Annotated in this window: 35 protein-coding genes; 2 read left to right on the top strand and 33 right to left on the bottom strand. The window is 41.9% G+C overall.

The window, feature by feature from the left end:
• Positions 1-3: 3 nt before the first annotated feature.
• Together O3Q51_00850 and O3Q51_00845 are read left to right on the top strand one after the other, a co-directional pair.
• Positions 4-933, top strand: coding sequence for a type IX secretion system membrane protein PorP/SprF (locus O3Q51_00850; GenBank protein MCZ4407338.1), 930 nt, complete (start codon positions 4-6; stop codon positions 931-933).
• Positions 934-936: 3 nt separating this feature from the next.
• Positions 937-2,895: an OmpA family protein gene (locus O3Q51_00845; protein ID MCZ4407337.1), complete on the top strand. Its 1,959-nt coding sequence runs from the start codon at positions 937-939 to the stop codon at positions 2,893-2,895.
• A gap of 62 nt (positions 2,896-2,957) precedes the next feature.
• Here O3Q51_00845 and O3Q51_00840 read toward each other — a convergent pair whose 3' ends face one another.
• From O3Q51_00840 to fusA, 33 genes are all read right to left on the bottom strand, one after another.
• Entirely contained in the window at positions 2,958-4,505 is a 1,548-nt protein-coding gene (locus tag O3Q51_00840) for a hypothetical protein (protein MCZ4407336.1), read from the bottom strand.
• A gap of 164 nt (positions 4,506-4,669) precedes the next feature.
• Entirely contained in the window at positions 4,670-5,956 is a 1,287-nt protein-coding gene (gene eno / locus O3Q51_00835; protein ID MCZ4407335.1) for a phosphopyruvate hydratase, read from the bottom strand.
• Between the two features lie 10 nt (positions 5,957-5,966).
• A complete protein-coding gene (carA, locus tag O3Q51_00830; GenBank protein MCZ4407334.1) occupies positions 5,967-7,088 on the bottom strand; it encodes a glutamine-hydrolyzing carbamoyl-phosphate synthase small subunit in 1,122 nt (373 codons plus the stop codon).
• A 75-nt stretch (positions 7,089-7,163) separates the two neighbouring features.
• On the bottom strand, positions 7,164-7,775 hold the full coding sequence (gene rplQ, locus O3Q51_00825) for a 50S ribosomal protein L17 (GenBank protein MCZ4407333.1): 612 nt from the start codon (positions 7,773-7,775) through the stop codon (positions 7,164-7,166).
• Between the two features lie 49 nt (positions 7,776-7,824).
• Positions 7,825-8,817, bottom strand: a complete 993-nt coding sequence (locus tag O3Q51_00820) for a DNA-directed RNA polymerase subunit alpha (protein ID MCZ4407332.1) — start codon at positions 8,815-8,817, stop codon at positions 7,825-7,827.
• Between the two features lie 25 nt (positions 8,818-8,842).
• Complete coding sequence (gene rpsD / locus O3Q51_00815; GenBank protein ID MCZ4407331.1) at positions 8,843-9,451, bottom strand: 30S ribosomal protein S4; 609 nt, start codon at positions 9,449-9,451, stop codon at positions 8,843-8,845.
• Between the two features lie 41 nt (positions 9,452-9,492).
• Entirely contained in the window at positions 9,493-9,879 is a 387-nt protein-coding gene (gene rpsK / locus O3Q51_00810; protein MCZ4407330.1) for a 30S ribosomal protein S11, read from the bottom strand.
• A gap of 25 nt (positions 9,880-9,904) precedes the next feature.
• On the bottom strand, positions 9,905-10,282 hold the full coding sequence (gene rpsM, locus O3Q51_00805) for a 30S ribosomal protein S13 (GenBank protein ID MCZ4407329.1): 378 nt from the start codon (positions 10,280-10,282) through the stop codon (positions 9,905-9,907).
• 10 nt (positions 10,283-10,292) lie between these two features.
• The gene (gene ykgO, locus O3Q51_00800; protein MCZ4407328.1) at positions 10,293-10,409 is read right to left on the bottom strand and encodes a type B 50S ribosomal protein L36; all 117 of its coding nucleotides are present in this window, start codon (positions 10,407-10,409) and stop codon (positions 10,293-10,295) included.
• 7 nt (positions 10,410-10,416) lie between these two features.
• Positions 10,417-10,635 (bottom strand): translation initiation factor IF-1, encoded by a 219-nt coding sequence (gene infA / locus O3Q51_00795; protein ID MCZ4407327.1) that lies wholly within the window; start codon positions 10,633-10,635, stop codon positions 10,417-10,419.
• A 17-nt stretch (positions 10,636-10,652) separates the two neighbouring features.
• A complete protein-coding gene (gene secY / locus O3Q51_00790; protein MCZ4407326.1) occupies positions 10,653-11,981 on the bottom strand; it encodes a preprotein translocase subunit SecY in 1,329 nt (442 codons plus the stop codon).
• Positions 11,982-12,003: 22 nt separating this feature from the next.
• The gene (gene rplO / locus O3Q51_00785; protein MCZ4407325.1) at positions 12,004-12,450 is read right to left on the bottom strand and encodes a 50S ribosomal protein L15; all 447 of its coding nucleotides are present in this window, start codon (positions 12,448-12,450) and stop codon (positions 12,004-12,006) included.
• Between the two features lie 21 nt (positions 12,451-12,471).
• The gene (rpmD, locus tag O3Q51_00780; protein MCZ4407324.1) at positions 12,472-12,654 is read right to left on the bottom strand and encodes a 50S ribosomal protein L30; all 183 of its coding nucleotides are present in this window, start codon (positions 12,652-12,654) and stop codon (positions 12,472-12,474) included.
• Between the two features lie 11 nt (positions 12,655-12,665).
• Positions 12,666-13,184 (bottom strand): 30S ribosomal protein S5, encoded by a 519-nt coding sequence (gene rpsE / locus O3Q51_00775; GenBank protein MCZ4407323.1) that lies wholly within the window; start codon positions 13,182-13,184, stop codon positions 12,666-12,668.
• A 7-nt stretch (positions 13,185-13,191) separates the two neighbouring features.
• Positions 13,192-13,545 (bottom strand): 50S ribosomal protein L18, encoded by a 354-nt coding sequence (gene rplR, locus O3Q51_00770; protein MCZ4407322.1) that lies wholly within the window; start codon positions 13,543-13,545, stop codon positions 13,192-13,194.
• A 12-nt stretch (positions 13,546-13,557) separates the two neighbouring features.
• Positions 13,558-14,109, bottom strand: coding sequence for a 50S ribosomal protein L6 (gene rplF / locus O3Q51_00765; protein MCZ4407321.1), 552 nt, complete (start codon positions 14,107-14,109; stop codon positions 13,558-13,560).
• Positions 14,110-14,127: 18 nt separating this feature from the next.
• Entirely contained in the window at positions 14,128-14,526 is a 399-nt protein-coding gene (rpsH, locus tag O3Q51_00760; GenBank protein MCZ4407320.1) for a 30S ribosomal protein S8, read from the bottom strand.
• An 18-nt stretch (positions 14,527-14,544) separates the two neighbouring features.
• Positions 14,545-14,814, bottom strand: coding sequence for a 30S ribosomal protein S14 (gene rpsN / locus O3Q51_00755; GenBank protein MCZ4407319.1), 270 nt, complete (start codon positions 14,812-14,814; stop codon positions 14,545-14,547).
• A gap of 9 nt (positions 14,815-14,823) precedes the next feature.
• A complete protein-coding gene (gene rplE, locus O3Q51_00750; GenBank protein MCZ4407318.1) occupies positions 14,824-15,372 on the bottom strand; it encodes a 50S ribosomal protein L5 in 549 nt (182 codons plus the stop codon).
• A gap of 2 nt (positions 15,373-15,374) precedes the next feature.
• Entirely contained in the window at positions 15,375-15,689 is a 315-nt protein-coding gene (gene rplX / locus O3Q51_00745) for a 50S ribosomal protein L24 (GenBank protein MCZ4407317.1), read from the bottom strand.
• An 18-nt stretch (positions 15,690-15,707) separates the two neighbouring features.
• Entirely contained in the window at positions 15,708-16,076 is a 369-nt protein-coding gene (gene rplN / locus O3Q51_00740; GenBank protein ID MCZ4407316.1) for a 50S ribosomal protein L14, read from the bottom strand.
• Between the two features lie 9 nt (positions 16,077-16,085).
• The gene (rpsQ, locus tag O3Q51_00735; protein MCZ4407315.1) at positions 16,086-16,343 is read right to left on the bottom strand and encodes a 30S ribosomal protein S17; all 258 of its coding nucleotides are present in this window, start codon (positions 16,341-16,343) and stop codon (positions 16,086-16,088) included.
• Positions 16,344-16,357: 14 nt separating this feature from the next.
• Positions 16,358-16,558 (bottom strand): 50S ribosomal protein L29, encoded by a 201-nt coding sequence (gene rpmC / locus O3Q51_00730; protein ID MCZ4407314.1) that lies wholly within the window; start codon positions 16,556-16,558, stop codon positions 16,358-16,360.
• Positions 16,559-16,564: 6 nt separating this feature from the next.
• Positions 16,565-16,990 (bottom strand): 50S ribosomal protein L16, encoded by a 426-nt coding sequence (gene rplP / locus O3Q51_00725; GenBank protein MCZ4407313.1) that lies wholly within the window; start codon positions 16,988-16,990, stop codon positions 16,565-16,567.
• A gap of 28 nt (positions 16,991-17,018) precedes the next feature.
• Positions 17,019-17,744, bottom strand: a complete 726-nt coding sequence (gene rpsC, locus O3Q51_00720; GenBank protein MCZ4407312.1) for a 30S ribosomal protein S3 — start codon at positions 17,742-17,744, stop codon at positions 17,019-17,021.
• A gap of 1 nt (position 17,745) precedes the next feature.
• A complete protein-coding gene (gene rplV, locus O3Q51_00715) occupies positions 17,746-18,141 on the bottom strand; it encodes a 50S ribosomal protein L22 (GenBank protein MCZ4407311.1) in 396 nt (131 codons plus the stop codon).
• Between the two features lie 23 nt (positions 18,142-18,164).
• Positions 18,165-18,443, bottom strand: coding sequence for a 30S ribosomal protein S19 (rpsS, locus tag O3Q51_00710; GenBank protein ID MCZ4407310.1), 279 nt, complete (start codon positions 18,441-18,443; stop codon positions 18,165-18,167).
• 7 nt (positions 18,444-18,450) lie between these two features.
• A complete protein-coding gene (gene rplB / locus O3Q51_00705; GenBank protein MCZ4407309.1) occupies positions 18,451-19,275 on the bottom strand; it encodes a 50S ribosomal protein L2 in 825 nt (274 codons plus the stop codon).
• 11 nt (positions 19,276-19,286) lie between these two features.
• Entirely contained in the window at positions 19,287-19,580 is a 294-nt protein-coding gene (gene rplW / locus O3Q51_00700; GenBank protein ID MCZ4407308.1) for a 50S ribosomal protein L23, read from the bottom strand.
• Complete coding sequence (rplD, locus tag O3Q51_00695) at positions 19,580-20,215, bottom strand: 50S ribosomal protein L4 (GenBank protein MCZ4407307.1); 636 nt, start codon at positions 20,213-20,215, stop codon at positions 19,580-19,582. Before rplD ends, rplW begins: the two co-directional genes overlap by 1 nt.
• A complete protein-coding gene (gene rplC, locus O3Q51_00690) occupies positions 20,215-20,838 on the bottom strand; it encodes a 50S ribosomal protein L3 (GenBank protein ID MCZ4407306.1) in 624 nt (207 codons plus the stop codon). The genes rplD and rplC overlap by 1 nt, the downstream gene beginning before the upstream one ends.
• A 16-nt stretch (positions 20,839-20,854) precedes the next feature.
• Positions 20,855-21,160 (bottom strand): 30S ribosomal protein S10, encoded by a 306-nt coding sequence (rpsJ, locus tag O3Q51_00685; protein MCZ4407305.1) that lies wholly within the window; start codon positions 21,158-21,160, stop codon positions 20,855-20,857.
• Positions 21,161-21,182: 22 nt separating this feature from the next.
• Positions 21,183-23,297, bottom strand: coding sequence for an elongation factor G (gene fusA / locus O3Q51_00680; protein MCZ4407304.1), 2,115 nt, complete (start codon positions 23,295-23,297; stop codon positions 21,183-21,185).
• Between the last annotated feature and the right edge of the window lie 21 nt (positions 23,298-23,318).

Raw genomic sequence — 23,318 nt, 5'->3', positions numbered from 1 at the left:
GTAATGAAGAAGATATTATTCATCGCAGTATTTCTGTTTTCGGGCATCTACTCGTATGCTCAGCAGGAACTATTGATAAGCCAATACATGTTTAATGGCTTATTCATCAACCCTGCATATAGCGGATCACACCCCTACGCGGAGGCCACTGCTCTCTATCGGGCGCAATGGGCAGGTTTGGATGGAGCACCTACGACCCAAACTTTTGGTATCGACGGTCCAATTGCCGATGAAACCATGGGCCTCGGACTAACCTTTATCAACGATCAAATCGGTGATACCAGACAAACAGAAGTATTTGCTAACTGGAGCTATCACTTGTGGTTGGATGCCGAAGGTAAAAACAAACTGAGCTTCGGAATTAGAGCAGGTTTTTCGGACTATTCCTCTAGGTTGTCTGAAACTTATGTTTTCGAAGATGGAGACCCCGTTTTCAACGAAAATGTGAGTAATGCTTTCGTTCCGAAATTCGGTGCAGGAGTATACTACTACAGCAAATATTGGTACGCAGGATTGAGTGTTCCCACTATATACGCTGCTGATGATAACGTTCGGTTTAACATCAATGATCAAGGCGACAGGTATTTTGACCCACACACATACCTCACTGCCGGGTATGTTTGGAATGTCAATGCTGATTTTGCCGTGAAACCGTCATTTCTACTTCGCTACTTAAATGGATCACCTGTTCAAGCAGATATAAATTGTAACCTATTGATCAGAAATACGTTTTGGATTGGAGCATCATACCGTACGGGAGATGCTGTAATTGGATTATTGGAATATAACATCGGAAACGATTTGAGAATCGGTTACGCATATGACTTTACCACTACCGCTATAGGCGACTATAGTTCAGGTTCCCATGAGTTCATGTTAAGTTACAAATTTGGCCGAGACCCTATTAAAACAAAATCTCCTCGATACTTTTAAAAGATGAAAAATTCTCTCTCCCTTAAAAATGTTGCTGTGGCTATCGCTGTTGTAGCACTTCTATCTGCTTGTTCTAATGCCCTCATTAAATCGGGGGATAAAGCCGTTGACAACCTCAGTTATTCTCGAGCAGTCGAGAAATATGAAAAAGCTTTGAATGGACAACCGGAGAACACAGACTTAAAGTTGAAGCTTGCTAATGCACATCGACTTCAGAATAATTCGATAGCAGCTGAGAAGTATTATCAAGAGGTGGCTGATTCAGTTGGCTTACCTGTTGATGAGCAACTTCACTTTGCTCAAACTCTAATGAAAAACACGAAGTACGAAGAGGCTAAGAGCTACTTACAAAGCTATTTAAAAGAGAATCCAACAGACGTACTCGCAACCGATCTTCTGGCCTCTATTGATGGTATTAATAAGCTGAAAGAAGATACTTCGGCATATATTTTAACAGATTTACCTTTGGACTTCTTGGTATCGATGTATGGTCCCACGAAATACGGAAATGGAATTATTTTCTCGGGAGAAACGGAAATAATCAGCGCTAAATCTGCTAACCCATGGACAGGATATTCATTCCTCGACATTTTCTATGTAGAGAAAGATGCTGATGGAAATTGGGAAATCCCTGAAGCATTCGGAAATAACCTGAATGGTCCATTTCATGATGGCTCTGCTACTTTTAATAAGGAGCAAGATATGATCATCTACACCAGAAGTGCGATGAGAAACGAGAAAAAAAGGCTATTGAATGAAAATAACGAAAACCAATTCTTTCTTTATATGAGTAAAAAAGAAGATGGTGAATGGACAGAGCCTACCAAACTTCCATTTAACAATGTGGATTACAGCATAGGTCATCCTTCCCTTTCATCGGACGGAAGCACACTATATTTCTCAAGTGATATGCCTGGTGGCTATGGAGGATCTGATTTGTACAAATCCTCTTATGACGGAAGCTCTTGGTCACAACCCGTAAATCTGGGTTCTTCAATTAATACTCCAGGAAATGAAGTGTTTCCATACAGCGATAAAGCTGGTAAACTTTACTTTTCAAGTGAAGGACACAGAACACTTGGAGGTTTGGATGTTTTCATTTCCGAGCAAATAGCAGGTGTGTGGTCTAGCCCTATCAATTTGGCTTATCCACTAAACTCAAGTAGAGATGACTTCGCGATTTTGGTTAACGAAGACGACACAACGGGTTACGTATCTTCAAATCGTTCTGGCATAGATATGATCTACGAATATGTAAGAATACCGGCCATCTTCGTCTTAAAGGGAATTGCAAAGAAAAAGGCTGATAACCTTCCAATCGATGAAGTAACAATTACTCTCGTAAATCTTACTGACGGAGATACAGCCATATACACAACAGACAAAACAGGAAACTTCAGATTTAGCTTGCTTCCTGAGAAGAAATATAAGGTAGTTGGTGAAAAACCAGGATATTTCACGCTTTCTGAAGAGTTTGAAACTGATAGAAGCAGAATCGAAAAAGACATTACACTATCATTCGAAATTGATGAAATAGTAGCTAGTGAACAAGGAACAGGGAGCGGTAATCCAAAGGATGGGTCAGCAACTGCCGCTAAGGTTTATGAAATCGGAGAAATCTACTACGATTACGACAAGTCCGATATCAGTGCCAGCGCTCAACCTTCTTTGGATAAATTGGCAAAGCTCCTGAAGGACAACCCGACGGTAAAAATTGAGATTCAATCTCATGCAGACGCAAGAGGTGGAGACTCTTACAATATGAATCTATCAAACAGACGCGCCCAATCAGTAGTCAACTACCTGGTTAAAAAAGGTGTTTCAAAAGCGAACTTAAGTAGCAAAGGGTTTGGTGAAAGCCAACCCGTGAATAAATGCATTGACGGTGTGGAATGCTCTGAGGCAGAACATCAAGAGAATCGACGCAGTGAATTCATTGTGTTGGAGAAAAAAGAAAGTTAAAACTCAGTTTACTGTTAAAATTCAGTTTACTAAAAAAAAGGTCGCTCTTTGAGCGACCTTTTTTATGCTTGTACTAAGCTCCGTTCATATTGTTCCTTAGTAGCTTGATGAAAAGGAATTCCCTTTATCTTGCTATCTATCCAAATGATAAAATTGAAATAATCCAAAATGATCTCATCATTTTGACGACTAAGTTGCTCGGATAGCTCTTCCTTGAATTCAACAAAGATATCTCGTAGATCAGCATTCTGAGTACCTCGAATCAACCGTTTCATGTAATTCAGAATGACCACCTCCAGTTCGTGATCCCGCTGTCGTTTACTAAGGTATCGAGTGGTGGATTTGATAATGTACTCGAGCAAATCGTAATTTCCAAGCTCAAAATGAACTACCAAATTGAAGAGCCGAGCATAACTGTAAATATCTTGTCTCAAATTTGGTTCGTTATCATTCAAGACACGATTTAACCACTGCAAAGATTCCTTGTATCGACCTGCTCCGAAATAGACAGTAGAAATAGTATTTAAGAACAGAAGCTCCTGTTCCTTATTCATTCTACCTTCACTCTGATCCAGCCCTTGCACTATAGTGTCAATGTTGTTGACGCCGTTCTCATATTCTCCTTTTTTCTCATAAATGCGCATCTCAGCCAGATAGGTAGATTTAAAAACTCGTAAAGCAATATCTTCTGAAGAGAAGGCTGACTTTTTTGAAATTTTGCGCATCATTTGGATCATATCCAGAGCTTCATCAATCCTACCTGTATCGATTTGAATCCTCAGCAGATTACTCAATGTAAGAATGTATCTCTTGGGCAGATCGTCTCGGACGAGGGGCTTACTATCTAAAATCTCTTTCACCCGCATAAATTTGACGTAAGCTGACTCTTTATCAACGTTTGCGGTAGCACAGAAACCTTGAATGTAATAGCAAATAGTAGCTGCTCTGTAGCTCAATGCAGTATTACGACCGATGATTAGAGGGTGGTGAGAAATCTCCTCTACCAGCGCTCTGTCTTTATCATTACGGACATAGCCCCCACTTCTGAAGACATAGTTAATCTTACTGTATAAAACATGGTAGGCTGCCAAGTTCCTTAGCTTCTCGATTACTTCCTGCTCTTCCTTTATCAAAGCATCCAGGTCTGTTGTAAACTCACCGGCTTCATATGCTTCTTCTAGAAGAAGCTTCTCCCAACTTAAAAGTTCAAACCAGTAATAGAACTTCTCCCTTTCGATAGCGATCTTTTTAGCTCTGGCCAAAAACTTATTGCACTCTTTAAAAAGTGCCTTGCGATACAATATCTCAATGTTCTTTATTTCTTGCTTCAGAATACTACTAACGGAATTATCAGAATGATAAGATCTCAAGCTCTTTAAAATCAACTTATAGAGATGATTTTTTTCGGATGGAAAGTGCTTGATGAATGTCTCCTCTTTAAATTGCTCTTTAATGGCATCTTCGTCGTAAGATTTCTGACGATCGATAACGTCGAAGATTTTCAGGTAATTTTTCTCTCCCGATTGTAGGGAAGATGAAAGCTTAAAAAATCTCTTTTCTGATTTGGTAAGCGATTTTACGAGGTCAAAAAGTTCTGTAGAAGGTTTCATGGGAATTCAATGTTTTTCGCATTCAATCTCTGCAATCGCAAATAATACAAAACAATTGGAAATCTCCCTACCAAAAATAGAGTTTAAGAATCCAATAAAGGGACATGAATGAACAAAGCCCGCTAAATAGCGGGCTTTGAGCAATTATTGAAATCCTAAAAATCCTATTTCAGGAATTTGAACTCTTTCCCTGGGAAATAAGCCATTTTACCCAACTCCTCCTCAATACGTAAGAGTTGATTATACTTTGCAATACGATCACTTCTAGATGCACTTCCCGTCTTAATTTGACCTGTGTTCAGTGCTACTGCCAAATCAGCTATAGTGGTATCTTCCGTTTCTCCTGAGCGATGGCTCATCACCGATGTATAGCTATTTACTTTGGCTAAATTCACCGCATCAATAGTTTCAGTCAAGCTACCAATTTGATTTACCTTGATCAAAATTGAGTTTGCTATTCCTTCATTGATTCCACGTTGAAGTCTAGTTGTATTCGTCACAAAAAGATCATCGCCGACAAGTTGAACCTTGTGTCCAAGTTTGTCAGTCATTTCTTTCCAACCTGTCCAATCATCCTCATCTAGTCCATCTTCGATGCTCACAATAGGGTACTTTTCGCACCATTCTGCCAACATAGCAGTCATATCTGATGAAGTCAACTTTTCACCCGAGGAAGCCAAGTTATACGTTTTGGTCTCCTTGTCGTAAAACTCTGACGAAGCGACATCCAAAGCGATATAAACATCTTTTCCCGGTACGTATCCGGCTTTTTCAATTGCCTTCATAATTACCTGAAGAGCCTCTTCATTGCTTTTAAGATTCGGTGCAAAACCACCCTCATCTCCAACATTGGTAGACATTCCCATTTCTTTCAAAACTGACTTGAGATGATGGAACACTTCCACCCCCATTCTCAACGCTTCTGAAAATGTAGCTCCTCCAAATGGCATAACCATGAATTCCTGAACATCTACGTTATTATCGGCATGAGAACCTCCATTCACAATGTTCATCATGGGCACGGGAAGCGTATTGGCGTTCACACCCCCGATATATCGGAATAAAGACTGATTTGATTCTTGAGCTGCTGCTTTGGCTACAGCCAATGAAACTCCTAAAATGGCATTTGCACCTAAAATAGATTTATTGTCGGTTCCATCGATGCTAATCATAGCGCGATCGATCAAGTTCTGCTCAAAAATGTAAGCTCCGTTCAGCTCTTCATTCAGCAAATTGTTGATGTTATGAACTGCTCTGGTAACACCTTTACCCAGATACCTGTTTTTGTCATCATCGCGAAGTTCTACTGCTTCGTGAACTCCCGTGGATGCACCTGATGGCACCGCCGCTCTTCCCATGACTCCGTTGTCTGTGATTACATCAACTTCTACCGTGGGGTTACCTCTTGAATCAAGGATTTCTCGTGCTACTAATTTTGCAATGTAAGTCATTGTGATTGGTTTATGTGGTAAGGGTTTTCTTAGATTCTTTAATTCTTCCTACGAAATCTTTGAAGAGATAACGCGAATCATGAGGTCCTGGTGAAGCTTCAGGGTGGTATTGTACACTGAAAACAGGTTTGGATTTCAAGGCGAGACCGGCTATTGTATTGTCATTCAAGTGTACATGAGTCACATCGATATCATTCATTGATTCAATTGACTCCCGATTTACCACAAAGCCGTGATTCTGAGAAGTAATTTCTGATTTTCCTGTAATTAGGTTTTTAACGGGATGGTTTATTCCACGATGGCCATTAAACATCTTCTCAGTCTTTACTCCTTGACTCAAAGCGATTACTTGATGTCCGAGGCAAATACCAAAAACAGGTTTACCTAAGTCAATGATTGATCCCACCAAATCTATGGAGTCTTTCATAGCAGCCGGATCACCCGGGCCATTAGAAATCATGTATGCATCAGGAGCCCAAGCTTCCATTTCAGAAAGAGTAGTTTCCATAGGGAAAACCCTGAGGTTGCACCCCTCATCTATCAAACATCTAAGAATATTCTTCTTGGTACCTAAATCCAACACGGCAACCTTGTGAACTCCTTCAGAACTTCCAAGTTCAAAAGCCTCTTTGCAAGAAACTTTGGAGCTCAACTCTAAGCCCTCCATAGTAGGAACCTCTGAAAGAAGTTTTTCCAGTTTACTTATATCCGTCTCCTCAGAGGATATGATGGCATTCATTGCTCCTTTATTGCGGATATGTCTTATGAGTGCTCTTGTATCAACGTCTCTGATTCCTACTTTTCCATCACGCTCAAAGTAATCTTGAAGTGACATATCTGCTCCAACTCTACTGAAATTGGCTGAGAAACGCTTGGTTACCAGTCCTGCTATTTTAATGCCGTCTGACTCTACCTCTTCCGCAGTGGTGCCATAGTTACCTATATGAGCTGTAGCCATCACAATAATCTGACCATAGTAGGAAGGATCTGTAAAGATCTCTTGATAACCTGTCATACCTGTATTAAAGGCAATTTCTCCTGTAGTAGTGCCAATTTTTCCTGCGGCCAAACCGTGGAAAACCGTACCGTCTTGGAGAAGAAGGACGGCTGGATGTTCTGGTAGTGTCTTCATTTAAATTCAGATAATAAAAAAGGGATAATGCAAAGTTACATTATCCCTTTTATCGTAATAGTATATATCAAAGAATCAGTCTTTCTTATCTTCTTCTTCGTTCTCATCTTTCTTTGGCTCATCAGCTTTCTCAGCTTTAGGCTCTTCTTTTGCTTCCTGAGCGGGAGCAGATTCTTCCTTCACTTCAGCAGCAGGTGCGGCTTCAGCTTTTGGTTCTTCAACTTTAGCAGTCTCTTCCGAAGTAGAAGCAGTGGAAGCTTCAGTATCCTTCTTCTTACCTCCACGACGGCTTCTACGCGTCTTCGTCTTAGACTCTTTTAGCATCAACTCGTTAAAGTCTACTAGCTCAATCATTGCCATTTCAGCTGAATCTCCCAATCGGGTACCTAATTTAATGATTCGGGTGTAACCACCTTCTCGCTGAGCTACTTTAGGCGCTACTTCCCGAAAAAGTTCAGTAACCGCATTCTTGCTTTGAAGATTCTTGAATGCTTCGCGACGATTGTGAGTAGAATCCGCTTTAGAGCGTGTGATGATTGGCTCAACAAACTTTCGCAATTCTTTGGCCTTAGCTACAGTTGTAGTAATACGCTTGTGCTCTATTAAAGAGCAAGCCATATTTTCCAACATTGACTTTCTATGGGCGGTCTTGCGGCCTAGTGCGTTATTTCTTTTGCCGTGTCTCATTATTGTTCATATTGTCAGCTAAAGACAAGCCTTAACTGGACGTTAATTTTTACTCTTTATCTAATTTGTACTTCGAAACATTCATTCCGAAAGAAAGACCTTTAGACTCAATTAAATCTTCCAGCTCCGTCAAAGACTTCTTACCGAAGTTTCTGAATTTCAACAAATCATTTTTGTTAAATGAAACCAAATCACCAAGACTTTCTATATCAGCAGCCTTCAAACAGTTCAATGCTCTGACAGAAAGATCCATGTCTACCAACTTCGTTTTTAGGAGTTGACGCATGTGAAGTGAAGTTTCATCAAACTCTTCAGTCTCTGATTTTTGCTCACTATCCAATGTAATCTTCTCATCAGAGAACAACATGAAGTGATGAATCAAAATTTTCGCAGCTTCTTGAAGAGCATCCTTTGGAGTTATCGAACCATCGGTGATTACATCCATGATCAATTTCTCATAATCCGTTTTCTGCTCCACACGATAGTTCTCTATTGTGTAGTTCACTTTGCGAATAGGAGTAAAAATAGAGTCAATGAAAATCGTCCCGATAGGTGCATTGCTCACCTTATTTTCCTCAGACGGACGGTATCCTCTACCTTTTCCGATACTGATTTCCATATCGAGCTTTACAGACTTTTCTTTAGTGCAGATCACTAAATCAGGGTTCAATACTTGAAATCCAGTCGTGAACTTTCCGATATCACCTGCAGTAAATGCATCGCTACCACCTATAGAAACAGTGACTTTCTCAGAATCTGTTCCATCTATCTGGCGCTTGAAGCGCACTTGCTTAAGGTTTAGTACGATTTCAGTAACATCTTCAACAACTCCCGTGATGGTCGAAAATTCATGTTCAACCCCTTCGATTTTGATTGCAGTGATTGCAAATCCTTCTAAAGATGAAAGTAAAATACGACGAAGTGCATTACCTATTGTAATCCCATAACCAGGTTCCAACGGACGGAATTCGAATTTTCCATCGTTGTTATCTGATTCGATCATGATGACCTTATCGGGTTTCTGAAAATCTAAAATGGCCATGAAGGTTTTTCCTTAGTTAAGGTTATTATTTTGAATAAAGCTCGACGATAAGCTGTTCCTTGATGTTTTCTGGAATCTGCTCTCTTGTCGGATGTTGCACATAAGTTCCCTCAAGTGCATTTTTGTCAAAGTCAATCCAGTCGTACTTTTGACGACCTGAAGCAGCAAGTGAATTACTAACCACTTCAAGAGACTTCGAACGTTCTCTTACTCCTACTTTATCACCTGGACGAAGAGAGTATGAGGGGATATTAACAACGTTTCCGTTTACGGTAATATGACGGTGGCTCACCAATTGTCTAGCTCCGCTTCTGGTTGGAGAAACTCCCATTCTGTAGACTACATTGTCTAATCTAGCTTCACAGAACTGTAGCAAAAGCTCACCAGTAATACCAACTTTTCTTTGAGCTTTGTCAAAGAGGTTGGCAAATTGACGCTCAAGAATACCATAAGTATATTTCGCTTTTTGCTTCTCGAGTAGCTGAACTGCATACTCCGATTGCTTCGAACGACGCTTGTTCGGTCCGTGGAAACCAGGAGGGTAGTTCTTACGCTCTAAAGCTTTATCAGGACCGAAAATCGGTTCTTTAAAACGACGAGCAATTTTTGACTTGGGGCCTGTATATCGTGCCATATCTTAATCTGTATATTCTACTTTGATCGTATTAACGAAAATTATACTCTTCTGCGCTTTGGTGGGCGACAACCGTTGTGTGGTAGTGGAGTAACATCAACTATTTCCGTTACCTCTACACCCGTATTGTGAATAGATCTGATAGCAGATTCTCGTCCTGATCCGGGTCCTTTCACATATACTTTCACTTTGCGAAGACCAAGATCGAATGCCACTTTAGCACATTCCTCAGCTGCAACCTGCGCTGCATAGGGAGTATTTTTCTTAGATCCTCTAAATCCTTGCTTTCCTGCAGAAGACCAGCTAATAACCTGTCCTGAAGCATTACACATGGATATGATAATATTGTTGAATGAAGCTTGGATGTGAGCCTCGCCCACTGCATCCACCTTTACATTCAATTTTTTCTTTACGTTAGACTTTGCCATCGTTGTTGATTTATCTACCGATTAATTATTTGGTAGCCTTTTTCTTATTGGCTACTGTCTTTCTCTTTCCTTTTCTCGTACGAGAGTTGTTCTTGGTTCTCTGACCTCTCAATGGAAGCCCCGTCCTGTGTCGAATACCTCTGTAACATCCAATGTCCATCAATCGCTTGATGTTCGTTTGGATTTCAGATCGAAGCGAACCTTCAACGATATATTCATCACTGATCAGCTGTCGGATCGTAGCCGTTTGCTCATCAGTCCAGTCATCAACCTTAGTGCTTTGATCAACACCTGAGCGCGACAATATTTCGGCAGCCTTGGTTGGGCCTATTCCGTAAATGTAAGTGAGGGATATTACACCTCTTTTGTTCTTTGGTAAATCTACACCAGCTATCCTAGCCATAATAATTCTTTTATCCTTGTCGTTGCTTGAACTTTGGGTTCTTCTTGTTGATCACATACAACCGACCTTTACGGCGTACGATCTTGCAATCTGCTGAACGCTTTTTAACACTCGCTCTTGTTTTCATCGATCCTTTATTTGTATCTGAAGGTAATTCTACCTTTACTTAAATCATATGGAGACATTTCAACTTTCACCTTATCGCCGGGCAAGATTTTGATGTAATGCATTCTCATCTTACCGGAAATGTGTGCCACTATTACATGGCCATTCTCAAGTTCGACTTTGAACATAGCATTAGACAAAGCTTCTACTATTGTTCCGTCTTGCTCGATAGATGATTGTTTCGCCATACTTTAATTCTCTCTTATTATCCTGCCATTCCGAAGGTCGATGCTCTACCGGCAAGTTTCCCGGTTTTCATCAATCCATCGTAATGACGCATTAGTAAATAACTCTCAATTTGCTGTAATGTATCCAGTATCACCCCTACCATAATCAAAAGAGAAGTACCTCCAAAGAATATAGAGAACGCTTGCTTCACTCCTGCTTGCAATGCAAATACAGGAAGGATGGCAATCAATCCCAGGAAAATAGCTCCCGGTAAAGTAATTCTGGAAAGAACGTTATCCAAAAAGTCCGATGTAGACTTTCCCGGTTTTACTCCCGGCACAAACCCTCCGTTTCTCTTCAAGTCATCCGCCATTTGATTCGGATTAACAGTGATAGCTGTGTAGAAATAAGTGAACGCTACTACCATTATGAAAAAGATCAAGTTGTACCAAAAGCCGGCAAAGTTAGCCAATTCTACGATAAAACCAGATTGTGAATCAGAATATTGGGCGATGTACAGTGGAACGAACATTATCGCCTGAGCAAAGATGATCGGCATTACCCCTGCACTGTTCACTTTTAATGGAATATATTGACGAGCACCTTGACTGTATTCACGTCCACCCAATTGCTGTTTGGCAAATTGTATGGGCACTCTGCGAACCGCTTGAACGAGTGCAACAGTGGCTCCGATTACAACGAGTAGCGCTACAATTTCGATAAGCAATACAACCAAACCATTTCCTTCGGGACCAGTGGCGGCTACAATTTCTTGGAAAAACGCACTCGGAAGACCTGCAATAATTCCGATCATAATCAAAAGTGATATCCCATTACCCACTCCTCTGTCTGTAATTCTTTCACCCAACCACATCACGAAAAGTGTACCAGTAGTTAAGATTACGATGGCAGTTGCCCACCAGAATGGAGTGTCATACAATCTAGCTTCAGCTGGAACTGATGCTGCGATGTAACCGGGAGCTTGAAAGCAAGTGATTACGATTGTCAGGAAGCGCGTGTATTGGTTTATTTTCTTCCGGCCGCTCTCTCCTTCCTTTTGCATCTTTTGGATCGTTGGAACTGCGATTCCCATCAACTGCATGATAATCGAAGCAGAAATGTAAGGCATGATTCCAAGACTGAAGATAGATGCTCTATTAAAAGCACCTCCTGTAAATAAGTTAAGCAAGTCGGCAAGACCTCCACCACCTTCATTGGCTGCAGCTAAACGAGCTGCATCGATGCCAGGAAGTACGATGTAGGAACCGATACGGAAAACTAGAAGTAATGCGAGCGTTGTTAAGATACGTTGACGCAGTTCTTCTATACTCCAAATATTCTTAAGTGTCTGAATAAAATTCTTCATAACCAGTCGGTTCCTCTAATCATTAAAGTGTTTTGGCCTCTCCACCTTTTCCTTCGATAGCTTCTTTAGCAGAAGCTGAAAAAGCATGGGCCGTTACAGTTACTTTGGCGTTCAGTTCTCCTCGCCCCAAAATTTTAACAAGGTCTTTCTTTGCGCAAAGACCATTGTCTACAAAAGTCTCAGGAGTAAAAGTCTCTATTTTCTTTTCAGCAAATAGCATTTCTATTACGTCCAAATTTATCCCCTTGTACTCTACTCTGTTGGGATTGGTAAAACCGAATTTAGGCACACGACGTTGTAACGGCATTTGACCACCTTCGAATCCACGCTTTCGGCTATATCCACTTCTGGATTTGGCACCCTTGTGTCCTCGGCCAGCAGTATCGCCATAACCTGTTCCTTCACCTCTTCCAAGGCGCTTCTTATTTCGGTTTGACCCTTTTGCCGGTCTAAGATTACTTAAGTTCATCACTCAATACTTTTAGTTGTATTACTTCTCTTGTACAGTTACCAGGTGACCTACTTTAGCAATCATACCCATAATCTGAGGTGTAACTTGCTTGGTAACCGGACGATGCAATTTTTTTAATCCAAGTGCTTCCAAAGTTCTCTTTTGGTTCTTTGGTCTTCTGATCGCACTTTTTACTTGGGTTACTATTACTTCCTTTGCCATTTTCTTATCGCTTAGCCGTTAAATACACGTGCCATTGAAATACCACGTTGGTTCGCTACCGCTCTTGCATCTCGCATATTAGTCAATGCATCCAAAGTAGCTTTAACCACGTTGTGTGGATTTGAAGATCCTTGAGACTTGGCTAATACATCCTTGATCCCAACACTCTCCAATACAGCACGCATTGCACCTCCAGCAATTACTCCCGTTCCGTTTGAAGCAGGCTTCAAAAGAACACGGGCTCCAGCATACTTCCCGTATTGGCTGTGAGGAACCGTATCGTTCACGATTGGAACTTTAATAAGATTCTTTTTAGCATCATCTATGCCTTTTGCGATGGCAGTTGTTACTTCCTTGGCTTTACCAAGACCATGACCAACTACACCGTTTTCGTTTCCAACTACAACGATCGCTGAAAAACTAAATGTTCGTCCACCTTTCGTCACTTTAGTAACACGATTGATCGCTACGAGCTTGTCTTTTAGTTCGAGATCACTCGATTTAACGCGTTTTATACTTGCTTTTGCCATGCTCTTATTAAAATTTTAGACCGGCCTCGCGGGCTGCATCTGCCAATGATTTAACTCTTCCGTGATAGAGGTATCCGTTTCTGTCAAAAACCACTTCAGTGATTCCTGCAGCAGAAGCCTTCTCAGCCACATCTTTTCCAACAATTGCAGCCTGGTCCTTTTTTGGAACCTTCTGAGCCGCCTCATTTTTTAAAGAATCCGCAGCAACCAAGGTTTTTCCCTGAGAATCATCTATGATTTGAGCATAGATTTGAGTGTTGCTTCTGTACACTGAGAGTCTTGGACGTTCTGTAGTACCCGTAACATTCTTACGAATGCTTCGCTTGATTCTTTTTCGACGTAATAGCTTTGTCTTTGCCATAACCTAATGCAATTATTTACCAGCAGATTTACCTGCTTTTCTTCTAATGTGTTCACCAACAAACCGCACACCTTTTCCTTTGTATGGCTCCGGTTTCCTTAATGAGCGAATCTTCGCAGCAACTTGTCCGATCAACTGTTTGTCGTGAGACTCAAGTGTAATGATAGGATTCTGTCCTTTCGCTTGGTCAGCTGCTACCTTAACTTCAGATGGGAGTTCAAACACGATTGGGTGAGAAAATCCAAGAGCAACTTCCAATCGCTGGCCTTGTACCTTAGCACGGTAACCAACCCCAACCAATTCTTGTTTTATAGTGTAACCTTGGCTAACGCCTTCGACCATATTATTAACAAGTGATCGGTACAATCCGTGAAGTGCTTTGGTTTGCTTCTCTTCGTTAGCTCTTTCCAAAGAGATAACGCCGCCCTCAACCTTACATACTATTGAAGGGTTTAACTTTTGCGTTAATTCACCTTTTTTTCCTTTTACCGTAACCACGCTGTCTTTAACCTCTACGGTTACGCCATCGGGAACGGATATTGGAGCTTTTCCTATTCGAGACATTGCTGTTCTTTTTTCTTTTTAGTAAACGTAGCAAACTACTTCGCCACCTACTTTTTGGACTCTCGCTTCCTTGTCGGTCATAATCCCTTTTGAGGTTGACACGATGGAAACTCCCAATCCATTCAAAACACGAGGCAATTCATCAGAACCTGCGTATTGTCTAAGACCAGGACGCGAAGCGCGCTGAAGCTTTTTGATAGCTGGTACCTTACTTACCGGATGATATTTCAAAGCAATCTTGATTGAACCTTGAGGAGAATCATCTAAAATTTTATAATTAAGGATATAACCTTTTTCCATTAGGATTTTGGTAATCTCCTTTTTCATATTTGATGCAGGAATGACTACAACTCGCTTCTTAGCGGTCATTGCGTTTCTAATACGCGTTAGGTAGTCTGCAATTGGATCTGAGTACATAATCTCTTCTTCTTTGTATTACCAGCTGGCCTTTTTTACACCGGGAATCTTCCCCTCTAATGCCATCTCGCGAAAAGTCACGCGGGACAGACCAAATTGACGCATGTATCCTCTTGGGCGCCCTGTTAGTTTACAACGGTTGTGCATTCTAACTTTTGATGAATTCTTAGGGAGCTTTTGAAGCGCATCCCAGTCACCAGCTTCTTTCAAAGCCTCACGCTTTGCAGCGTATTTGGCAACCATTCTTTCGCGCTTGCGCTCTCTGGCTTTCATTGATTCCTTTGCCATGCCTGCTCTTTATTTCTTTGTGAATGGAAATCCGAATGAGCCCAATAGAGCTTTTGCTTCTTCGTCGCTATTTGCATTGGTGACGAAGGTGATATCCATACCGTTTATTTTATTAACTTTTTCAATGTTGATCTCGGGGAAGATGATCTGCTCTGTGATTCCCATGTTGAAGTTTCCTCTACCGTCAAAACCAGTAGCTTTTACTCCGCGAAAGTCACGTGTTCTCGGCAGGGCTACAGAAATCAATCTGTCTAAAAATTCATACATCTTATCACCTCGAAGTGTCACCTTTGCTCCTATCGGCATACCCTTACGCAGCTTGAAGTTTGAGATGTCCTTCTTCGAATAAGTAGGAATAGCCTTTTGGCCTGTTATTGCAGTCATTTCCTGAACAGAAGTTTCTACGATCTTCTTATCAGCAACTGCTTCGCCCAAACCTTGACTCAAGACAATTTTCTCGAGACGAGGTATCTCCATTGAGGACTTGTAACCAAACTCTTTCTTCAGAGCCGGGATCACCTCTTCGGCGTATTTTGTTTTTAATCTCGGGGTGTACATGATTATACCTGTTCTCCTGATTTCTTAAAATATCTTACCGAATTTCCATCGGCATCTTTCTTATATCCAATTCTATCTCCTTTCTTCGTTGTAGGGTCTACAACTAATAAGTTTGAAATATGGATAGGCGCTTCCATTTTGGTGATTCCACCTTGAGGATTAGCAGCGCTAGGCTTAGTATGACGAGACACTATGTTTACGCCTTCTACGATAGCGCGATACTTATCACGCTGAACGCTTACAACACGACCTGTAGATCCTTTGGACTCTCCTGTCGTTACTTGTACGGTATCTCCTTTCTTGATGTGAATTTTCATCTCTTCGGGTTTGCGTGGTTAAATTACCTCTGGTGCTAGTGATACTATTCTCATAAACTGCTTTTCGCGAAGCTCACGAGCGACAGGACCGAAAATTCGAGTTCCCCTCATCTCTCCAGCGTTGTTCAAAAGAACCACTGCGTTATCATCAAAGCGGATATACGAACCATCAAGTCGACGCACTTCTTTGCGCACTCGAACTACTACGGCTCTGGAAACCATACCTTTCTTTACGTTTCCTGAAGGCATCGCATCTTTAACCGTGATCACTATTTGATCGCCAATAGATGCGTACCGACGCTTAGTGCCTCCGAGTACTCGGATACAAGCCACTTCTTTGGCACCACTATTATCGGCAACTCTTAGCCTACTTTCCTGCTGTATCATTTCAAAAAATTATTTAGCTCTTTCCAATACTTCGACCAAACGCCAATTCTTGCGCTTACTTAATGGTCGTGTTTCCATGATTTTAACCGTGTCACCAGGGTTGCAGTCATTCGTTTCGTCGTGTGCGACAAATTTCGTGGTCTTCTTTACGAACTTTCCGTAAAGACCATGCTTTACTTTTCGCTCTACCACTACTGTGATGCTCTTGTCCATCTTGTTAGATGAAACCACACCAATACGTTGTTTTCTAAGATTTCTCTCTGACATGATTCAGATGGTCTTTATTTCTTCTCGCTAAGTTGACGTTCACGCACTGCAGTTTTCAATCTGGCAACAGTTCTTCGTTGCGCTCTCAACTGCATCGGGTTCTCTAAGGCAGCAACAGCGTGGTTCAGCCTTAATTTCCCAAAATTTTCTTCTTCGATCTCTAATTTTTCGATGAGTTCATCGGTCGTAAGATCCCTAATGTCTTTTGCTTTCATAATCCCTTATGCTTGAACACTGTAGTCGCGTCGAACCACAAATTTTGTTTTTACCGGCAGCTTTTGTGATGCAAGTCGCAAAGCTTCTTGAGCTACCTCCAAAGGAACAGAGTCCACTTCAAAAAGAATTCGACCTGGTCGCACTACCGCTACCCAGTGACTAGGGGCTCCTTTACCCTTACCCATTCGTACCTCTGCAGGCTTAGAAGTGATCGGCTTGTCTGGAAAAATTCTAATCCAAACTTTACCTTCACGCTTCATGTATCTGTTTAGTGCGATACGAGCGGCTTCGATTTGACGAGAGGTAATAAAACCCTCATCCATCGTTTTGATTGCGAAGGATCCGAATGCAATGGTAGTACCACGGGAAGCAATTCCCTTGATGCGACCTTTCTGCATTTTTCTAAACTTCGTTCTCTTCGGTTGTAACATTGCTGTTCGTCTTAATCCTTATTAATTCTTACTTACGTCTTGCTCTCGGCTTGCGGTTTCCACCGCCTCCGCCTGGGCGAGGTCCTCCCGGAGAATTACTCTTCTCAAAAGAAGGCGAAAGATCTCTCTTGCCATATACTTCACCTTTGCAAATCCAAACTTTCACCCCTAAGCGTCCCATTTTTGTGTGGGCCTCCGCTTGATAATAGTCTATATCTGCACGGAAAGTATGCAACGGCGTTCTACCTTCCTTGTAAGATTCAGTTCTTGCCATTTCAGCACCGTTCAGTCGACCTGAAACAGTAACTTTTATTCCTTCAGCACCCATTCTCATAGTAGCTGCAATGGACATCTTAACTGCGCGTCTGAAAGAAATTCTTCCTTCGATTTGTCGTGCAATACTCTCCGCAACTAATCTCGCGTCAAGTTCAGGTCTCTTTACTTCGAAGATGTTGATTTGAACCTCCTTGTTAGTCAGTTTCTTTAACTCTTCCTTTAGCTTATCTACTTCAGACCCACCTCTTCCGATAATTACTCCGGGACGTGCTGTCTTAATTGTAATTGTAACCAATTTCAGCGTACGTTCGATAATCACTGCGGCGACGCTAGCCTTCGCTAAACGGACATCTAAGTACTTACGAATCTTGTCATCTTCGACAATCTTATCGCTGTAATCACGACCTCCATACCAGTTTGAATCCCATCCGCGGATGAATCCCAGTCTGTTTCCTATTGGGTTGGTTTTCTGTCCCATATTATTTCGCGCTATCTAAAATGATGGTTACGTGATTTGATCTTTTTCTTATTCGGTGAGCCCTTCCCTGCGGAGCAGGTCTCAACCTTTTTAGCATCCGACCACTGTCAACTGAAATCTCTTTGATAATCAAGTTTTCTTCGTCAGTACTTTTATCTTCATTCTTTGCCTGCCAGTTCGCTATGGCTGAAAGAACCAGTTTCTCTAAACGTCGAGCTGCATCTTGGGGCATGAACTTCAACATGTTCAATGCTTGCAATACGTTTTCACCTCGGATTACGTCTGCTACCTTTCGCATTTTTCGTGGAGAAGTCGGAACATTGTTCAACTTGGCGATGGCCAAAGTCTTTCTTTCCTCTTTCCTTTTCTCAGCTGCGATATGTTTTCTTGATCCCATTACTAATTCAGTTTAAGTCGGTTCTACCGCTTCTTGTCTTTTCGATTTCCAGCATGACCACGGTAAGTACGTGTCGGGGCAAATTCACCAAACTTGTGTCCTACCATGTTCTCCGTTACATACACAGGAATAAACTTGTTTCCGTTGTGCACTGCTATAGTCATACCTACAAACTCCGGAGTAATCGTACTGGCTCTTGACCAAGTCTTGATTACTGATTTCTTTCCACTAGACTGGGCAGCTTCCACGCGGCTCAATAATTTGTAGTGTACGAAAGGCGGTTTTTTGAGTGATCTACTCATATCTCAATTATTTCTTTCTTCTTTCGATAATGTACTTATTCGAAGCTTTCTTTTTGTTACGCGTCTTGTATCCTTTTGCAGGAATTCCATTACGCGAACGAGGATGACCTCCTGAGTTACGGCCTTCACCACCACCCATTGGGTGATCAACAGGGTTCATAACTACTCCACGAACTCTTGGTCGACGACCTAACCAGCGGCTACGTCCTGCTTTTCCCGAACGAACTAAGAAGTGATCTCCGTTGGAAACAGATCCTATAGTCGCCAAGCAAGTAACTAGTACCATTCTCGTTTCGCCTGAAGGCATCTTAAGAATAGCATATTTACCATCTCGAGCGTTCAATTGTGCATATGTTCCGGCACCTCTTGCTAATACACCTCCCTGACCAGGACGCATCTCAATGTTGTGAACAACTGTTCCCAAAGGAATTTCACTTAGGTAAAGTGCGTTCCCAACATCTGGTGAAACTCCTTCACCACTCTTGATCGTCTGCCCAACTTGGATTCCTTCAGGAGCTATGATATAACGCTTCTCACCGTCAGTATATTCAACCAATGAAATGCGTGCAGTTCTGTTCGGATCGTATTCTACCGTTTTTACTTCGGCCTCCATTCCATGCTTATCTCGCTTGAAATCGATGATACGATAACGACGCTTGTGTCCTCCACCAATGTAGCGCATTGTCATACGACCATTGTTGTTACGTCCTCCTGACTTACTCATCGGAGCCAAAAGTGACTTCTCTGGCTTAGACTCCGTAATCTCAGTGAAAGCACTAAGTATCTTATGTCGTTGCCCTGGTGTTGTAGGCTTTAATTTTCTAACCGGCATCTCTCAGTCTTTTAAATATTGCTGTATATGTCGATGGTTTCTCCTTCAGCAACCGTAACAACCGCTTTTTTATAAGCAGCGCTCTTTCCGGTCACCATTCCCGTCTTCGTGTAGCGAGACTTCGATTTACCTGCGTAACGGATCGTCCATACTTTATCAACGTTCACGTCATATAGCTTTTCGATGGCCTCTTTGATCTCGATCTTATTCGCCTCTTTGCTCACGTAAAATCCGTAGCGATTCAGTTTCTCTGAAATCGCAGTCATCTTTTCTGTGACAATTGGCTTTAAAACAATACGACTCATCACTTAGCAGTTCTTTTTAATGTGTTCTCTATCACTTCGATAGCGCTTTCAGCAATTACCAGTCGGTTGCAGTTCATAATGTCATAAGTACTTAACTCGTTGACACTCACAACTTTATGCTTCTGAACGTTACGGGACGACAAAGATAGTGTTTTATCTGTACCATTGGTAATCAAAAGGGGTTTTTGATCTGCCAATTTCAAAGCGGTCATCATTGCCAAGTATGCGCTGGTCTTCGGAGCATCCATTTTAACATCTTCAATGATGGTTATCTGGTTCTCTTTTGCTCTGTAGCTCAATGCTGACTTTCGTGCAAGTTGCTTCAATTTCTTGTTCAACTTGAAGCTGTAGTCTTTTGGTCTGGGACCAAAAACACGACCTCCACCTCTAAACAAAGGGTTCTTTATATCACCCGCACGGGCAGTACCTGTTCCTTTTTGCTTTTTGATCTTGCGTCCGCTTCCTTTTACGTCAGCGCGCTCTTTCGCTTTATGAGTACCTTGTCGGTTGTTGGCTCCAAACTGTTTCACATCCATATAAATGGCGTGATCGTTCGGTTCAATTCCGAATACGGAATCGTCCAATTTAACCTTTTTGGTCTCCTTTCCTTCGATATTGTAGACTGAAAGTTCCATTAGTTTTTCTCCAAGATTAGAAATGAACCTTTTGCTCCGGGTACGGAACCTTTCACAATTAGCAAGGATTCTTCGGGCATAATCTTAAGCACTTGGATATTCTCCAAAGTAACTTTTGCATCACCCATTTGACCAGCCATTTTCATTCCCTTGAATACTCTCGCGGGATCAGAAGCAGCTCCAATAGAACCTGGAGCACGCAATCTGTTGTGCTGGCCGTGTGTTGCATCTCCAACTCCACGGAAGTTGTGACGTTTTACCACACCCTGAAAACCTTTTCCTTTAGATTTTCCACTCACGTCGATAAACTCACCTTCAGCGAATATTTCGACAGTCACTTCATCACCGAGCTTATACTCGCCTGCGAAGTGAGCAAACTCAGCCAATCTCTTCTTTGGAGAAGTCTTGGCTTTTTTGAAATGCCCTTTGAGTGGAGCGGGAGTATTTTTCTCCTTCCGTTCGCCGAATCCTAACTGAATGGCTTTGTAACCATCGTTCTCTTCGGTCTTCACTTGCGTTACAACGCAAGGACCAGCTTGTATGATCGTACATGCGACGTTTCTACCGTCTTCACCTACGAACGTACTGGTCATTCCTACTTTTTTACCAATTAAACCAGGCATCTTCTTATTGTAATTATTAGACTTTAATCTCTACTTCAACCCCACTGGGTAATTCCAAGCGCATCAACGCATCGACAGTCTTCGAAGAAGAACTGTAGATGTCTAACAGTCGCTTGTAGGAGCAGAGTTCAAATTGCTCTCTAGATTTTTTATTTACGTGAGGTGAACGCAAAACTGTGTAGATGCGCTTGTGTGTAGGTAGTGGAATTGGCCCACTAATTACGGCACCTGTTGACTTTACGGTCTTCACGATTTTCTCTGCCGATTTGTCGACCAAATTGTGATCGTACGACTTTAGCTTAATGCGGATTTTTTGACTCATCGTTATGAATGCTACTGTATAATTAAGCTTCTACTGATTTACCTTTTACTTTGGCTATTACTTCTTCAGCTACGTTTTTAGGTGCTTCCTCGAAGTGAGAGAATTCCATTGTAGACGTAGCACGTCCTGAGGAAATCGTTCTCAATTGAGTCACATATCCAAACATTTCTGAAAGTGGAACTTTTGCTTTTACAACTTTTGCTCCAGCTCTGTCTCCCATTCCTTCCATGATTCCTCGTCGACGGTTCAAGTCACCTACAACGTCTCCCATGTTTTCTTCAGGAGTCAACACCTCTAGCTTCATGATTGGCTCAAGAAGAATTGGTTTTGCCTTTGGAACAGCCGTACGGAATGCCAGTTTTGCTGCCAGCTCGAATGAAAGTTGGTCAGAATCCACTGCGTGGAAAGATCCATCCTTCAATGTCACCTTTAATGAATCTACCGGAAAGCCTGCAAGAACACCATTGGCCATTGCTTCTTTAAAACCTTTCTCAATAGATGGAATAAATTCTTTTGGTACGTTACCACCTTTGATTTCATTAACGAAAATCAATCCAGGATTTTCATTGTCACCAGGCTCAATCGTAACTACGATATCTGCGAATTTTCCGCGACCACCTGTTTGTTTCTTATAAGTCTCACGGTGATCAATCGTTCCGTTTATGGCTTCCTTGTAAGAAACCTGAGGTGCACCTTGATTCACTTCTACCTTAAATTCACGACGAAGACGGTCCATGATGATATCCAAGTGAAGCTCACCCATACCACTAATGACTGTTTGTCCTGAATCCTCATCAGTCTTCACTGTAAATGTTGGATCCTCTTCAGTAAGCTTACCTAGGGCTACACCCAACTTGTCAACGTCAGATTGCGTCTTAGGCTCGATCGCCAATCCAATAACCGGATCCGGGAAATCCATAGATTCCAACACGATCGGATGCTTTTCATTGCAGAGTGTATCTCCCGTTTTAATATCCTTAAAACCTACCAAAGCTCCAATGTCTCCTGCTCCAAGAGAATCGATTTGGTTCTGCTTGTTTGAGTGCATTTGGAATATTCTCGAGATACGCTCTTTCTTACCTGTTCTCGTGTTCAACACGTATGAACCTGAAGGAAGAACACCCGAATAAGCTCTGGTAAAGCACAAACGACCTACGAATGGGTCAGTAGCAATTTTAAATGCTAATGCTGCAAAAGGCTCATCATAAGATGGCTTTCTGAGTTCAGGCTCACCTGAATCAGGGTTTGTACCTTCTATACCTTCAATGTCAGTTGGCGCAGGAAGAATTTCCATAACCATATCCAACATTGCTTGAACTCCTTTATTCTTGAAAGCTGAACCACACATCATCGGAACAACTTTCCCAGCGATGGTCGCTTCACGCAAACAATCCAAGATTTCTCTTTCAGTGATAGAAGCAGGATCCTCGAAGAATTTCTCCATCAAAGATTCCGTTTCATCGAATTCAGCTACCGCCTCCAACAATTCCTCTCTCAACTGAGTTGCCTCATCCAAAATCTCGGCAGGGATTTCCACTTCCTTGAAAGTCATTCCCATGTCATCTTCGTTCCAGACAATTCCTTTGAAATTGATCAAGTCAACCACTCCTTTGAAATCATCTTCAGCTCCGATGTTGATTTGCAATGGTAACGCGTGGCTACCCAGCATCTCTTTTACCTGAGCGCAAACATTTAAAAAGTCTGCACCTTGGCGGTCCATCTTGTTTACGAATCCTATACGCGGAACGTTGTAGTTGTTGGCCAAACGCCAGTTCGTTTCCGACTGAGGTTCAACACCGTCAACAGCACTAAACAAGAAAACCAACCCATCAAGAACACGTAAAGACCTATTTACCTCTACAGTAAAGTCAACGTGACCAGGGGTGTCAATAATGTTTACGTGGTATTTGTCTCCACGGTAATTCCAATTCAATGTTGTAGCCGCAGAAGTAATCGTGATACCACGCTCCTGCTCCTGCTCCATCCAGTCCATTGTAGCGGCACCATCATGCACCTCTCCAATCTTGTGACTTACACCACCGTAGTATAAGATACGCTCGGTCGTCGTCGTCTTACCCGCGTCAATATGGGCAGCGATTCCGATGTTTCTGGTGTAGGATAAATCTCTTTTAGCCATTATTTGCTGTATTATCTAACT

The organism is Cryomorphaceae bacterium 1068 (assembly GCA_027214385.1).
Classification (GTDB): domain Bacteria; phylum Bacteroidota; class Bacteroidia; order Flavobacteriales_D; family Cryomorphaceae; genus JAKVAV01.
Note: the sequence above shows the minus strand (reverse complement) of the source record. Positions and strands in the feature narration are given on the sequence as shown.